Genomic DNA, 13,355 nt, shown 5'->3' with positions numbered 1-13,355 from the left:
CAACGAACGACACCGAGCCCCCGCCCGCGCGGCGACCGAGGCCTCAGCCCTTGGCGGACCCGCGCACCAGCAGCACTGGCGTGGTGGCCACACGGATGAACTTCTCCGCCACGCTGCCCAGCATGGCATGGGCCAGGCCGCGGCGGCCATGCGTGCCAACCACCACCACTTCGGCGCCCCACTTGGCGGCGTCGCGCTGCAGGGCTGCGGCCACGTCTTCACCCACGCCCTCGGTTTCCACCAGGGCGGTTTCCTGCGTCACGCCTTCCTTGGTGAGTGCGGCAGCGGTTTCTTCCAGCAATGTCGTGCCGGCCTGGATGAACGACTTGCGCAGTTCGCTCGGATCGTAATAACCGACATCGAACAGCATGGCCGGGCTGTCGACGATGTACACGGCGCGCACGGTGCCGTGGAATGCCTTGGCCAGGCGCACGGCTTCGGCCAGGGCCAGTTTGCTGGTTTCGCTGCCGTCTACGGCGACCAGGATCTTGTTGTACATGGTTCAAGCCTCACAGGAGAGTCGTTGTCGGAATCTTGCTATGGCACGGTTGGGCCGGCCAGACGCTATTCTGTGACATCCACGGCCCTTTTGCGTTGCGCCAAATCAGATGGCCGCGACCATGCGACGCAACAATGCACCGCCATCCGCCTGCTCTCTCGCCCGAGTTGATCGCCGCCTACCGCGTCGCGCGTTATTGCGTCGACACGCCGCAGGGTGACGTGCTGCTGCCCATCGACGCCGCCAGCCCGAGCGTGGCGGCACTGCTCGCGCAGGCCGGTACGCCGTGGGCAGTGTTCGTGACGGCGCACCAGCCGTTCTCGCATGCGGTCAGCGCGCACGAGAACGCCGCGCGCCAGACCGAGCTGCTTGCCTGGGCCATCGCACGCGGCCTATCGTGGCTCGCGGGCGTTGGCGGCCCGCCCGATGACGCAGCCTCAACATGGACGCCCGAACCCAGCCTGCTGTTGTTCATCGACGATGTGACCACCGCAGACACGCTGATGCTCCACTTCGAACAAAACGCAGTTGTCCTCTGCGACGCGGCGGGTTTTTGCACCTTGCGTTGGCACCCGTATCTGCCAGACTGAACTACGCAAAGAAGCACTTATGCGAGTGGCGCTCTGGAGCAGGGCGAGTGGCGCTTCCGATTCTTAAGTGCTGACGTGAATACATCAGCAAGGAGGTTCTATGGAACTGCACATGCAATCGCACCATTGGGAGCGCCGCATGCCCGACTGGCTCGCGGCCGCGGTGGCCGGCGTCGTGGGTGGCGCACTGGTGATCGTGCTGGAGTTCTTCTGGTCGACCATGGTGCTCAATGAAAGCCCGTGGCGCCCGACGCACAAGATCGCGGCCATGGTCATGGGCCCGAGCGCGCTGGAGCAGATGTCGCTGTTCAGCTTTGGCATCGTGGCGACAGCGCTGGTGCTGCACTTCGTGCTCGGCGCCATCATGGGGATGATCCTTGGCGCCGTCATCGCGCCCTTCCACTTTGACTCGAGCGTCGGCATGGAAGCCGCCGTCGGCGTGGCGTTTGGGATCGTGGCGTATGTCTGGAACTTCTATGTCATGACGGTGGTGTTCCCGTGGTTTGCCTCGGAGCGGGGCTCCGGACCGCTGCTGGCAAACCTGCTGTTTGGCGTGGTGGCGGCCATCACGTACGGCATGCTGGAACGACGTATGCAGGCACCGACACAGTGACGCGGCGCTGACATCCTGCGGCGCCGCATACCAAGCGGCGCGCTCGGGAGACGGCCGCCACCGGCAACCGATGCCGGCGGCGGCCGTTTTGCATTGCGCCGCAACACGCCGCCCGCCCGTTCGCGCCGTCCGTTCCCACAAGACGCACGCGGGGCGTACTTCCTCTTTCCGCTGCCTTGCACGATGCACATCAGAGGACTAGCCTTTGGGTAGCGTGTGGCGCATAGCGGGGTGGCTCATGGCGCTTGCGATTGCGTTGGTCCTGATCGTCGTCCTGGCGGTGGGGTTTCACTTTGCCAGCCCGTGGTGGATCACCCCGATCGCCTCCAACTGGGTCCGCATGGACGACACGCTGACGATCACCATCGTCATCACCGGCGCGCTCTTCATTGCAATCAACCTGTTCATGGTGGTGGCGCTGCTGCGCTACCGGCATCGCGAGGGCCATCGCGCCACCTACGAGCCGCACAACAAGCGGCTGGAGTGGTGGCTCATCGGCGTGACGGCGGTGGGGGTGGCGGCGCTGCTGGCGCCAGGGCTCTTCGTCTATGCGGAATACGTGCGGCCACCGCCCAACGTGCTGCAGCTGGAAGTGCTCGGCCAGCAGTGGCAATGGCGCTTCCGCTTTGCCGGGCCCGGCGGCAAGCTCGGCACGACCGACGTGCGCTACATGACCAACGACAACCCGTTCGGCATGAACCCGGCCGATCCGAACGGGCGCGACAACTACCTGATTGAAGTGCCCGAGCTGCACCTGCCGCTCAACCGGCCGATCCAGGTGCTGGCACGCTCGCGCGACGTGCTGCACGACTTCTACGTGCCGCCGTTCCGCGCGCGCATGAACATGGTGCCGGGCATGATCACCAGCTTCTGGTTCACGCCCACCAAGGTGGGCCGCTACGACATCCTGTGCGCGCAGCTCTGCGGCATCGGCCACTCCAACATGCGCGGCGTGGTGGTGGTGGAAGACGAGGCGTCGTTCACGCGCTGGCTGCAGCAGCAGACCACCTTCGAGCAGAGCCAGCGTGCCAAGGTGCAGGCTGCACCGGCCGCGGCTGGCGGCAGTGCGCAGGCATTGGCCGACCAAGGGAAGACGCTTGCGCAGGCCAAGGGCTGCGTCGCCTGCCACAGCGTGGACGGCAGCCCCAGCGTCGGCCCCACGTGGAAGGGTCTCTACGGCAAGACCGAAACCATGGCCGACGGCAGCACCGCGCATGTCGACGAGGCTTACCTGCGCACCTTCATCCGCGACCCGAAGGCGCGCGTGGTGAAAGGCTTCGCCCCGATCATGCCGAACTTCGATCTGACCGATCAGGAGCTGTCTGCGCTGGTGGCGTACATCAAGACGCAAGGTGGACCGCCACCCACCAACGCGGCCAAACCGTAGCGAGGAGGAACAATGCCCTACGCGCACACCGATCTCGACCACGGCCCGCAGAGCTTCTGGACGCGCTACGTCTGGAGCCAGGACCACAAGGTCATCGCGGTGCAGTATTCGCTCACGGCCATCGCCATCGGGCTGGTGGGGCTCGTGCTGTCGAACCTGATGCGGCTGCAGCTGGGCTTTCCGGGCAAGTTCGCCTTCATCGACGCCAACCACTACTACCAGTTCGTCACCATGCACGGGATGATCATGGTGATCTACCTGCTCACGGCGCTGTTCCTGGGCGGCTTCGGCAACTACCTGATCCCGCTGATGCTGGGCGCGCGCGACATGGTGTTCCCGTTCCTGAACATGCTCAGCTACTGGGTCTACCTGGTGGCCGTGCTGGTGCTGGTGGCGAGCTTCTTTGTGCCGGGCGGGCCCACCGGCGCGGGCTGGACGCTGTATCCGCCGCAGGCCATCCTGCCTGGCACGCCGGGCACGGACTTGGGCATCGTGCTGATGCTGGTGTCGCTGGCGATCTTCATCGTGGCGGCGACGATGGGCGGGCTCAACTACGTGACCACCACGCTGCAGGCGCGCACGCGCGGCATGACGCTGCTGCGCATGCCGCTCTCCGTGTGGGGCATCCTCATGGCGACCATCCTGGCGCTGCTGGCGTTTCCGGCGCTGTTCGTGTCGGCCATCATGATGCTGCTCGACAAGACGCTGGGCACCAGTTTCTTCGTGCCGGCGGTGGTGTCGATGGGGCAGCATCTGAACCATGCTGGCGGCAGCCCGCTGCTGTTCCAGCACCTGTTCTGGTTCTTCGGGCATCCGGAGGTGTACATCGTCGCACTGCCCGCGTTCGGCATCGTGTCGGACCTCATCAGCACGCACGCGCGCAAGAACATCTTCGGCTACAAGATGATGGTGTGGGCCATCATCATCATCGGGGTGCTGTCGTTCGTGGTGTGGGCGCACCACATGTTCGTGGCGGGCATGAACCCGTATTTCGGCTTCTTCTTTGCCACCACCACGCTCATCATCGCCATCCCGACGGCGCTCAAGGTCTACAACTGGGTGCTCACACTGTGGCGCGGCGACATCCACCTGACCGTGCCGATGCTGTTCGCCATCGGCTTCATCAGCACCTTCGTGATCGGCGGGCTGACGGGCCTGTTCCTCGGCAACGTGAGCGTGGACATTCCGCTATCGAACACGTACTTCGTGGTGGCGCACTTCCACATGGTGATGGGCGTGTCGCCGATCCTGGTGGTGTTCGGCGGCATCTACCACTGGTATCCGAAGGTGACGGGCCGCATGCTCAACGACACGCTGGGCCGCGCGCATTTCTGGATCACCTTCATCGGCACGTACCTGATCTACTTCCCGATGCACTACTTGGGCGTGTTGGGCATGCCGCGCCGGTACTACGCGTATGAGGGCTACAGCTTCATCCCGGCCTCGGCGCAGACGCTGAATACGTTCATCACCGTGATCGCGCTGGTGGTGGGGGCGGCGCAACTGCTGTTCCTCTTCAACCTGGCGTGGAGCCTGGTGCGCGGCAAGCGCGCCGATGGCAACCCCTGGCGCGCCACCACGCTCGAATGGCAGACCCCGCAAACGCCACCCGTGCACGGCAACTGGGGGCCGACGCCGCCGGTGGTCTATCGCTGGGCGTATGAGTACAGCCCGCCCGACCGCACGGAAGACTTCGTGCCGCAGAACGAGCCGCCCTCTCCGGAGGCTACGCCGAGCACGGTGCCCCTCCACACCGGTGAGGCTCGCGCATGACCACCCTGCCCCGCCATTTCGCGCCCGACACACCGCCCGTGCTGCCCAGCGCAGGCCGCATTGGGCTGCGCGTCTTCATGGGCGTCGTCACGACACTGTTCTCGCTGCTGATCCTCGCCTATGCGATGCGCATGCGCGAACCGGACTGGATGCCGGTTCCGCATCCAACGCTGCTGTGGTGGAACACCGGCGTGCTGGTGCTGGCCAGCATGGCGATGCAGATGGCGCGGCAGGCGAACCTGCGACGCACAGCCTGGCTGCTGGCAGGCGGCGCACTGGCGGCCCTGTTCGTGCTCGGCCAATGGACGGCGTGGCAGCAACTGTCGGCTGCCGGACAAGGCGTGACGGTCAACCCATCCAACAGCTTCCTCTATGTCTTCACCGGCCTGCACGCCGCCCACGTGATCGGTGGCCTGATCGCCTGGGGCGCCACGGTTGCACGCCTGCACAGTGGGGACCTGGAGCGCACCCGCCGCGCCGTCGCCCTGTGCGCCACCTACTGGCACTTCCTGCTGGCCGTGTGGCTCGTGCTGCTGGCGGTGATGTGGTGGGTCACGCCCGCCTTCGTCACCGCCATCTGCGGGCCCTTGTACGGAGCCGCGCCATGAGCACGCCCACGCTCCCGACCGATTCCACCGAAGCCCTGCCGGACGCGCTACCCCAAGGCTGGCACGGCATCGTCAACGACTGGTCGGCCGACCGCGAAGCCTTCAAGGTGCCGTGGGGCAAGGCCATGATGTGGATCTTCCTGCTGTCGGACACCTTCATCTTCAGCAGCTTCCTGATCGGCTACATGACGGTGCGCATGTCGACCACGGCACCGTGGCCCGACCCGTCCAAGGTGTTCGGCTTGTCGGTGGGTGGCGTCGAGGTGCCCTTGCTGCTGATCGCCATCATGACCTTCGTGCTGATCAGCAGCAGCGGCACCATGGCGATGGCGGTCAACTTCGGCTACCGGCGCAATGCCCGCCGCGCCGCCGCCCTGATGCTGGCGACCGCGCTGCTGGGCGCGACCTTCGTGTCGATGCAGGCCTTCGAATGGACCAAACTGATCGTGCACGAGGGCATCCGCCCGTGGGGCAACCCGCTGGGCGCGGCGCAGTTTGGCGCGTGCTTTTTCATGATCACGGGCTTCCACGGCTTTCACGTGACCTGCGGCGTGATCTACCTGCTGCTGATCGCGCGCAAGATCCTGCAGCCGGGCTTCGCCGAGCACGGCAACTTCCAGATCGTCGAGATCGCGGGCCTGTACTGGCACTTCGTCGATCTCGTCTGGGTGTTCATCTTTGCGCTGTTCTATTTGTGGTGAGACAGACCATGGACCACACCGACCCGTCCCACGCATCCGGCACACCAGCCGGCGCCCATGGCCAGCAGCACCCCATCGGCATCTACCTGAAGATCTGGGGCCTGCTGTTCGTGCTGAGCACCTTGTCGTACCTGGTGGATTACTTCCGGGTGCAGGGCCTGATGCGCTGGACACTGATCATCGTGCTCATGATCGCCAAGGCAGGGCTGATCGTGTCCGTGTTCATGCACATGATGTGGGAGCGGCTGGCACTGGTGTACGCCATCCTGATCCCACCTCTGTGCCTGCTGGTGCTGATGCTGCTGATGGCGGCCGAGGCGCATCACACCTTCGGCATGCGGGAGCTGTTCTTCCGCTGACCCTTGACCGGGCAAGCTCCGCCCGGATCTCACCACGCCTCCCCCAGTATCAATCTGGTGAATGACGCGCATTCACCGTTCGACTGGACGCGTCTCCTCAGCGCCCGCTACCTTGGCGCGCATAACAAAGACTGAGGAGACATCATGCTGCCCCACCCTTCTTCGATTGACCTGCGCGCGTGGCTCGACAGGCAACCCTTCTCCGCCTTCCAATGGCGCGTGGTCCTGTTGTGCTTCTTCATCGTCGCCATTGACGGATTCGACACGGCCTGCGTCGGCTTCATTGCGCCCGCCCTGGTGCAAGACTGGCACGTGAGCCCGACCGTGCTGGGCACCGTCTTCAGCGCCGGGCTCGCCGGGCTCATGGTCGGGGCGCTGGCCTTCGGACCGCTGGCCGATCGCATCGGGCGCAAGCGCACCCTGTTGATCACGGTCGCCGCCTTCGGTATTGCCAGCGTGGCGGCGGCGTTCGCGCCAAGCGTGGGCGCACTCGTCGTGCTGCGTTTCCTGACGGGGCTTGGCCTTGGCGGCGCCATGCCCAACGCCATCGCGCTGACCTCCGAGTACTGCCCCGAGCGCCGACGGTCGTTCCTCACCACGGTGATGTTCTGCGGCTTCACGCTCGGCTCGGGCTTCGGCGGCATCGTCGCCGCACAGCTGGTGCCGGACTACGGCTGGCGCAGCGTCCTGCTGTTCGGGGGGCTGGTCCCGCTCGTGCTCGTTCCGGTGATGGCCTTCGCGCTGCCGGAGTCGGTGCGGTATCTGGCATCCAAGGGGGGTGAAACCGCAGCAGTCGGCAAGCTGCTCAACCGGATTGCGCCACTGGTGGTCACGCCGGACACCCGCTTCGTATTGCACGAGACGCAGGCGCAGGGCTCGCCCGTCAGGCAACTCTTCCTCCCTGCTTTCCGCACGGGAACCCTGTTGCTGTGGGCAGTGTTCTTCATGAGCCTGCTGATCGTCTATCTTCTGACAAACTGGCTGCCCACGCTGATCCACGCGGGCGGCGTCTCCCTGGCGTTGGCGTCGCGCATTGCGGTGATGTACCAGGTGGGCGGAACGATCGGCGCCCTGATCATCGGACGCCTGATGGACAAGTATCCTGCGCCGGTGGTGCTGTGCTGCACCTACGGCCTCGGTGCGGTCTTCCTCGCACTGACCGGCGTCGCGCACGGTGCGATGCTCGCCTTCGCCGTCACGGGCGTCGGTTTCTGCATCAGCGGTTCGCAGATCGGCGCGAATGCTTTCGCGGCCCAGTTCTACCCGACCGCCAGCCGCGTGACCGGCATCAGCTGGGCACTGGGCGTGGGCCGCCTCGGCTCGGTGTGCGGCGCGCTGGTGGACGGCGTGCTGCTGACCGCCAACATCGGCTTCCAGCTGCTGTTGCTCATCGTCGCCGTGCCGGCGGCTATCGCATCGTTCGCCATCTTCCTGTGCGGCGCGCAGGCCAGACCCGCCGAGGCCGGCAACACGCTGCCGGTTGCCTCCGAGGGGACGTAATCGCTGTCACCACAACAAGAAGAACCGCGGCACGCCGCATGGCGTGCCATTTTTTGCACACCACGGACGCACTGCCCCGCCTGTCTGCCTAGATCGCGAACATCTCGAACAGCAGCTGCCGCAGCCATTGATTGGCCGGCTCGCGATGATTGCGCGCGTGCCACAGGACGTTGATGGTGATGTCCGGAATCTTGACCGGACAAGCTGCCGTATCGAGATCGAACGGCTTGAGCGTACGCGTCGCATAGGCCTCGGGCACCACCGCGATCATGTCCGTCGATTGCAGGATGTGCCCCAGCGCAATGAAGTGCGGCACCCGCAGGCTGACGCGCCGGGACAAGCCTGCCCGCAGGATGGTCGCGTCGACCATGCCGTGCCCGGTCCCCTCGGCGACGATCGACACATGTTCCGCCTCCAGAAACCCCTTCATGGTCATGCCGCTCTTGGCGAGTGGATGGCCCTTGCGGAACAGGCACACGTAGCGCTGCCGAAACAACCTGCGCTGGAAGAAGCCCGCCTTCAGATCCGGCAGGAAGCCGATGGCGAGATCGACGCGGCCCGCCTCCATCTCTTCGCGCAGCGTATCGGTATGGTTGCGCACCGTGCTGATCGTGACGCCCGGCGCGTCCTTCGCGAGCCTGCGCATCAAGGTCGGCAGGAAGTAGATCTCACCGATGTCCGTCATCGCGAGGGTGAAGGCGCGCGTGCTGGTCTGCGGATCGAACTTCGCGGTGGTGTTCAGGGAGTTGTAGATCGCCCCGAGCGCGTAGGCGATCGGCTCGGCGAGCGTTTCCGAGAACGGCGTGGGCACCATGCCTTTGGACGTGCGGATGAAGAGCTCGTCCCCCATGAGCTTGCGCAGCCGGTTCAGCGCATTGCTGATCGCCGGCTGCGAGATGCCCAGCGTTTCCGCCACGGCCGAGACGCGACGTTGCCGGAGCAGTTCATTGAAGACGACCAGCAGGTTGAGGTCGATATCTTGGAGTTCCACAGCGTGTCCCCTGTCGTTTTGCATTATCACTGCGGGTGATATGACACATCAGGGTGCTTCTATTTATGTATGACGTCAAGGTCGTCATCATGCGTCCACACCCATAACGACCGGCCCGGAGACACTGGCACATGGACGTCACCGTCACCCCACTGCAGCGCATCGTCAGCGCGTGCTCGGGCGATAACCTGCTCGAAGTGCTGCGCACGAATCAGGTGCCCATCTCGTACAGTTGCATGGCCGGCCGCTGCGGCACGTGCCGCTGCCGGGTCCTCTCCGGCAACGTGGCCGTCACCGGCGGCACCGACATGAACGGGCCCTCCGCCTCGGGCCAGATCGTGCTGGCCTGCCAGACGACGCTGGTCGAGGACTGTGCGATCGAATTGCCCGAGGTCGATGAGGTGGTCGTGCACCCGGCGAAGATCATCAAGTCGAAGGTCGCCGCCATCGAAGACATGACCCACGACATCAAGCGCATCCGCCTGGACCTGGCAAAGCCGCTTGATTACTCGCCGGGCCAGTACGCGACGCTGCAGTTCACCCCGAAGCATGCCCGGCCGTATTCGATGGCGGTTGCCAACGCGGGGCATGCGCTGGAGTTCCATGTCCGCGTGGTCCCGGACGGGCGCGTGACGTCCTATATCGCCAGCGAGCTCAAGGTCGGAGACGAGGTGCGCGTCAGCGGCCCGCTGGGCACGGCCTACCTGCGCCGCAGGCATGCGGCCCCGATCCTCTGCGTTGCGGGCGGGACCGGGCTGGCGCCCATCCTCTCCATCCTGCGGGGCATGGCCGATGCGGGCATGACCAATCCCGTCCACGTCTACTTTGGTGTGCGCGCACCCATCGATGTCTATGGCACGCATTGGCTCGATGCGCTGCGCGAGCGCCTGCCGAATCTGCACACGCACGTGGTGGTGGCCGCCTCCAATGTGGATGCGCGATACCGCTCGGGCGTCGTCACCGAAGCCGTCGCGAGCGACTGGCCAAGCCTCGCAGGCTGGCGCGCCTACCTGGCCGGCGCGCCGGTCATGGTGGACGCCGCAAGCCTCCTGCTGCGCCAGCGCGGCGTGCTGGCCGAACACATCTACGCAGACGCGTTCTACGCCGTGGGCGTCTGACTTCAATACAAAACTCGGAGACACACCATGCAGGAGTCGACCCTCACCTTCTCGAGGCCACTCTGGAAGGACGACGGCTCAAGCCGGATTCCGTTCCGCGCCTATACCGAAGACGAGATCTACCAGCGCGAGCTGGAGCGACTGTTCTACAACAGCCACTGGTGCTACGTCGGCCTGGAAGCGGAGATTCCCAACGTGGGCGATTTCAAGCGCACGGTGATCGGCGAACGCTCGGTCATCGTCACGCGCACACCTGACAACGCCATTGCCGTGGTGGAGAACGTCTGCGCGCACCGGGGCGTGCGCTTCTGCCGCGAAAAGTCCGGCAACCGCAAGGAATTCACCTGTCCCTACCACCAGTGGAACTACGACCTGAAGGGCAACCTGATTGGCGTGCCGTTCCGGCGTGGTGTCAAAGCCGACGGCAAGGTGCAGGGCGGCATGCCGGCCGACTTCGACCCCAAGGAACATGGCCTGACGCAGCTGAACGTGGCGGTGCGCAACGGCGTCATCTTTGCGTCGTTCGATCATGCGCTACCGTCGCTGGAGGCGTTTCTCGGCCCGACCATCCTGGGCTATTTCGACCGCGTGTTCGATGGGCGCAAGCTGAAGATCCTCGGCTACAACCGCCAGCGCATCCCGGGCAACTGGAAGCTGATGCAGGAGAACATCAAGGACCCCTACCACCCGGGCCTGCTGCACACCTGGTTCGTCACGTTCGGGCTCTGGCGGGCCGACAACAAATCGGAGCTGAAGATGGACGCGCTGCATCGTCACGCCGCGATGATCTCCACGCGCGGCACCGGCGGCAAGGGCGCGGTGACCTCCGGCGTGTCGAGCTTCAAGGAAAAGATGACGCTGCATGACGACCGCTTCCTCGACGTCGTGCATGAACCCTGGTGGGGCACACCGACGGCCGTGATGATGACGGTCTTCCCGAGCGTGATCCTCCAGCAGCAGGTCAACTCCGTCTCGACGCGGCACATCCAACCGAACGGCCACGGCTCGTTCGACTTCGTCTGGACGCATTTCGGCTTTGAAGACGATACCGAGGAGATGACGCAGCGCCGGCTGCGCCAGGCCAACCTGTTCGGGCCCGCCGGCTTCGTCTCGGCGGACGATGGCGAGGTCATCGAGTTTTCGCAGGAAGGCTTCGAACAGAAGCCCAGTCACCGGACTGTGGTCGAACTCGGCGGCCGCGAGGTGGGCGATACCGACCACATGGTCACGGAAACGCTGATCCGTGGCATGTACGAATACTGGCGCAAGGTGATGGAGGTCTGACATGCCCGATACGCTCGATTTTTCGACCTACCAGCAGCTGCTGGATCTCTACACCCGCTATGCCGCAGCCGTGGACAACGCAGACTGGGACCAGTGGACCGACCTCTTCGTCGACGACTGCACCTACAAGGTGCAGCCGCGCGAGAACCACGACCGCGGCTTTCCGCTCGCCACGCTCTCGTTCGAAAGCAAGGGCATGCTCCGCGACCGCATCTACGGCATCACGGAAACCATCTTCCACGACCCTTACTACCAGCGCCACGTGGTCGGCCTGCCGCAGGTGCTGCACGTCGACGCAGACCGCATCGACGCCCAGGCCAACTACGCCGTGTTCCGTACCAAGCCCGACGAGCTGTCCACGGTGTTCAACGTCGGGCGCTACATCGACTCCATCGTCCGCACCGAGGCCGGGTTGAAGCTGAAGTCGCGCACCTGCGTGTTCGACAGCGAAATGATCCCCAACTCGATCATCTATCCGATTTGAGGTGTGCCATGACCAAGACCTGGCTGAAGATTCTGAGCGTTTCCGACCTGCCCGACGACGATGTGATTGCCGTCAACGCAGGCGATGCGGAGATCGCGGTGTACCACGTCGCGGGCGAGGTGTTCGCCACCGACAACGTCTGCACGCACGGCCACGCGCGGCTGTGCGACGGCTTCCTGGACGGCTACGAAATCGAATGCCCGTTGCACCAGGGTAAGTTCGACGTGCGCTCGGGCAAGGCGCTGTGTGAGCCGCTGGCCAGCGACGTGCAGACCTTCCCGATCAAGATCGAGGACGGTCACGTCTTCGTCGCGCTGTAAGGAGCCGCCATGACTTCGCCAACGCTGCAAGCGAGCCGCGACGCCTACTATGCGCAACTCGACGGGAAGGGCCTGGCGCCGCTGTTGGAATCGCTCCACGCGCTGGTGCCGCGCGAGCCGCGCCCGCGCATCGTGCCTGCCCTCTGGAAGTACGACGCGATCCGCCCGCTGGTGATGCAGGCCGGCGCCGTCATCAGCGCGGAGGAAGCCGTACGCCGCGTGCTGATCCTGGAGAACCCGGGGCTGCCGGGCAAGGCCAGCATCACCTCCACGCTGTATGCCGGCCTGCAGCTGATCCTGCCGGGCGAGATTGCACCGAGCCATCGGCACACGCAATCGGCGCTGCGCTTCATCGTCGAAGGCCGGGGCGCATGGACGGCGGTGAACGGCGAGCGCACGACGATGCATCCCGGCGATTTCATCATCACGCCCTCGTGGACCTGGCATGACCACGGTTGCCCGCGCGTGGACGAAGGCGGCGAGCCGGTGGTGTGGCTGGATGGCCTCGATATTCCGCTCGTGCAGCAGTTCGACGCCGGCTTTGCGGAGAACTACCCGGAAGCGCAGCAGCCTGTGATGCGGCCGGAGGGCGACAGCTTCGCTCGCTTCGGCCACAACATGGTGCCGGTGCGCCACAAGGTGAGCGACCCGACCTCACCGATCTTCAGCTACCCCTACGAGCGCTCGCGCGAGGCGCTGGACACGCTCCACCGCCATGGCGAGCTGGACCCATGGGACGGCGTCAAGCTGCGCTACGTCAACCCTGCCACCGGCGGCTGGCCGATGCCGACCATCGCCACGTTCATGCAGTTTCTGCCGAAGGGCTTCGCGGGCAAGACCTACCGCGGCACCGATGCCACCGTGTACAGCGTGGTGGAAGGCCGAGGCACGGTACGTATCGGCGAGGCGCAGTTCGCGTTTGAGCCGCGCGATGTATTCGTCGCCCCGTCGTGGGCGCCGGTGCAGCTCAGCGCGCAGGAGAACGCCGTGCTGTTCAGCTACTCCGACCGGCCCGTGCTGGCCGCACTCAACCTGCTGCGCGAAGCGCGCACCTGATTCGACCGACCCCAAATGCCGCTGCGGCGCGCGAACCGGCGCTGCCGCCGGCCCTGCTCACCCTTGCGACAT

The 13,355-nt window shown here is 65.2% G+C and carries 15 protein-coding genes; 13 read left to right on the top strand and 2 right to left on the bottom strand.

The window, feature by feature from the left end:
• Positions 1 to 43: 43 nt before the first annotated feature.
• Positions 44 to 499: a universal stress protein gene (locus QZ609_RS00775; RefSeq protein WP_295489707.1), complete on the bottom strand. Its 456-nt coding sequence runs from the start codon at positions 497 to 499 to the stop codon at positions 44 to 46.
• A 134-nt stretch (positions 500 to 633) separates the two neighbouring features.
• On the opposite strand from QZ609_RS00775, the gene QZ609_RS00770 reads away from it, so the two are divergent.
• The 8 genes from QZ609_RS00770 to QZ609_RS00735 all read left to right on the top strand — a co-directional run bounded on the left by QZ609_RS00770 (position 634) and on the right by QZ609_RS00735 (position 8,030).
• Positions 634 to 1,089, top strand: coding sequence for a DUF3293 domain-containing protein (locus QZ609_RS00770; RefSeq protein ID WP_295489704.1), 456 nt, complete (start codon positions 634 to 636; stop codon positions 1,087 to 1,089).
• A gap of 100 nt (positions 1,090 to 1,189) precedes the next feature.
• Positions 1,190 to 1,702, top strand: a complete 513-nt coding sequence (locus QZ609_RS00765; protein WP_295489701.1) for a hypothetical protein — start codon at positions 1,190 to 1,192, stop codon at positions 1,700 to 1,702.
• A gap of 238 nt (positions 1,703 to 1,940) precedes the next feature.
• Complete coding sequence (locus QZ609_RS00760) at positions 1,941 to 3,089, top strand: c-type cytochrome (RefSeq protein ID WP_295489698.1); 1,149 nt, start codon at positions 1,941 to 1,943, stop codon at positions 3,087 to 3,089.
• Between the two features lie 12 nt (positions 3,090 to 3,101).
• Positions 3,102 to 4,862, top strand: coding sequence for a cytochrome c oxidase subunit I (ctaD, locus tag QZ609_RS00755; protein ID WP_295489696.1), 1,761 nt, complete (start codon positions 3,102 to 3,104; stop codon positions 4,860 to 4,862).
• On the top strand, positions 4,859 to 5,470 hold the full coding sequence (locus QZ609_RS00750; RefSeq protein WP_295489693.1) for a cytochrome c oxidase subunit 3: 612 nt from the start codon (positions 4,859 to 4,861) through the stop codon (positions 5,468 to 5,470). Before ctaD ends, QZ609_RS00750 begins: the two co-directional genes overlap by 4 nt.
• Complete coding sequence (locus QZ609_RS00745) at positions 5,467 to 6,171, top strand: heme-copper oxidase subunit III family protein (RefSeq protein ID WP_295489690.1); 705 nt, start codon at positions 5,467 to 5,469, stop codon at positions 6,169 to 6,171. Before QZ609_RS00750 ends, QZ609_RS00745 begins: the two co-directional genes overlap by 4 nt.
• A gap of 8 nt (positions 6,172 to 6,179) precedes the next feature.
• The gene (locus tag QZ609_RS00740; RefSeq protein WP_295489687.1) at positions 6,180 to 6,530 is read left to right on the top strand and encodes a cytochrome C oxidase subunit IV family protein; all 351 of its coding nucleotides are present in this window, start codon (positions 6,180 to 6,182) and stop codon (positions 6,528 to 6,530) included.
• Between the two features lie 144 nt (positions 6,531 to 6,674).
• A complete protein-coding gene (locus tag QZ609_RS00735; RefSeq protein ID WP_295489684.1) occupies positions 6,675 to 8,030 on the top strand; it encodes an MFS transporter in 1,356 nt (451 codons plus the stop codon).
• Between the two features lie 88 nt (positions 8,031 to 8,118).
• Here QZ609_RS00735 and QZ609_RS00730 read toward each other — a convergent pair whose 3' ends face one another.
• The gene (locus tag QZ609_RS00730) at positions 8,119 to 9,021 is read right to left on the bottom strand and encodes a LysR family transcriptional regulator (RefSeq protein WP_295489681.1); all 903 of its coding nucleotides are present in this window, start codon (positions 9,019 to 9,021) and stop codon (positions 8,119 to 8,121) included.
• A 131-nt stretch (positions 9,022 to 9,152) separates the two neighbouring features.
• Between QZ609_RS00730 and QZ609_RS00725 the strand changes: the two genes are divergently transcribed.
• Genes QZ609_RS00725 through gtdA form a run of 5 tightly spaced genes read left to right on the top strand, consistent with a single transcriptional unit; the run spans position 9,153 to position 13,283 of the window.
• Positions 9,153 to 10,139, top strand: coding sequence for a 2Fe-2S iron-sulfur cluster-binding protein (locus QZ609_RS00725; RefSeq protein WP_295489678.1), 987 nt, complete (start codon positions 9,153 to 9,155; stop codon positions 10,137 to 10,139).
• 27 nt (positions 10,140 to 10,166) lie between these two features.
• The gene (locus QZ609_RS00720; protein ID WP_295489676.1) at positions 10,167 to 11,423 is read left to right on the top strand and encodes an aromatic ring-hydroxylating dioxygenase subunit alpha; all 1,257 of its coding nucleotides are present in this window, start codon (positions 10,167 to 10,169) and stop codon (positions 11,421 to 11,423) included.
• 1 nt (position 11,424) lies between these two features.
• Positions 11,425 to 11,907, top strand: a complete 483-nt coding sequence (locus QZ609_RS00715; RefSeq protein WP_295489674.1) for a nuclear transport factor 2 family protein — start codon at positions 11,425 to 11,427, stop codon at positions 11,905 to 11,907.
• Positions 11,908 to 11,915: 8 nt separating this feature from the next.
• Positions 11,916 to 12,227, top strand: a complete 312-nt coding sequence (locus QZ609_RS00710; protein WP_295489673.1) for a non-heme iron oxygenase ferredoxin subunit — start codon at positions 11,916 to 11,918, stop codon at positions 12,225 to 12,227.
• A gap of 9 nt (positions 12,228 to 12,236) precedes the next feature.
• A complete protein-coding gene (gene gtdA / locus QZ609_RS00705) occupies positions 12,237 to 13,283 on the top strand; it encodes a gentisate 1,2-dioxygenase (protein ID WP_295489671.1) in 1,047 nt (348 codons plus the stop codon).
• The last annotated feature ends 72 nt before the right edge of the window (positions 13,284 to 13,355 follow it).

Source organism: uncultured Ralstonia sp. (assembly GCA_913056305.1).
Lineage (GTDB): Bacteria > Pseudomonadota > Gammaproteobacteria > Burkholderiales > Burkholderiaceae > Ralstonia.
The sequence above is the reverse complement of the archived record's forward strand: the minus strand, read 5'-3'. Positions and strand labels throughout refer to the sequence as shown.

Excerpts from the sequence above, each read along its gene's own strand:
- QZ609_RS00725 (WP_295489678.1), top strand. The coding sequence starts at position 9,153 with ATGGACGTCACCGTCACCCCACTGCAGCGCATCGTCAGCGCGTGCTCG.
- QZ609_RS00745 (WP_295489690.1), top strand. The coding sequence starts at position 5,467 with ATGAGCACGCCCACGCTCCCGACCGATTCCACCGAAGCCCTGCCGGAC.
- QZ609_RS00715 (WP_295489674.1), top strand. The coding sequence starts at position 11,425 with ATGCCCGATACGCTCGATTTTTCGACCTACCAGCAGCTGCTGGATCTC.
- QZ609_RS00760 (WP_295489698.1), top strand. The coding sequence starts at position 1,941 with ATGGCGCTTGCGATTGCGTTGGTCCTGATCGTCGTCCTGGCGGTGGGG.
- QZ609_RS00765 (WP_295489701.1), top strand. The coding sequence starts at position 1,190 with ATGGAACTGCACATGCAATCGCACCATTGGGAGCGCCGCATGCCCGAC.
- QZ609_RS00770 (WP_295489704.1), top strand. The coding sequence starts at position 634 with ATGCACCGCCATCCGCCTGCTCTCTCGCCCGAGTTGATCGCCGCCTAC.
- gtdA (WP_295489671.1), top strand. The coding sequence starts at position 12,237 with ATGACTTCGCCAACGCTGCAAGCGAGCCGCGACGCCTACTATGCGCAA.
- ctaD (WP_295489696.1), top strand. The coding sequence starts at position 3,102 with ATGCCCTACGCGCACACCGATCTCGACCACGGCCCGCAGAGCTTCTGG.
- QZ609_RS00775 (WP_295489707.1), bottom strand. The coding sequence starts at position 499 with ATGTACAACAAGATCCTGGTCGCCGTAGACGGCAGCGAAACCAGCAAA.
- QZ609_RS00740 (WP_295489687.1), top strand. The coding sequence starts at position 6,180 with ATGGACCACACCGACCCGTCCCACGCATCCGGCACACCAGCCGGCGCC.
- QZ609_RS00750 (WP_295489693.1), top strand. The coding sequence starts at position 4,859 with ATGACCACCCTGCCCCGCCATTTCGCGCCCGACACACCGCCCGTGCTG.
- QZ609_RS00710 (WP_295489673.1), top strand. The coding sequence starts at position 11,916 with ATGACCAAGACCTGGCTGAAGATTCTGAGCGTTTCCGACCTGCCCGAC.
- QZ609_RS00735 (WP_295489684.1), top strand. The coding sequence starts at position 6,675 with ATGCTGCCCCACCCTTCTTCGATTGACCTGCGCGCGTGGCTCGACAGG.
- QZ609_RS00720 (WP_295489676.1), top strand. The coding sequence starts at position 10,167 with ATGCAGGAGTCGACCCTCACCTTCTCGAGGCCACTCTGGAAGGACGAC.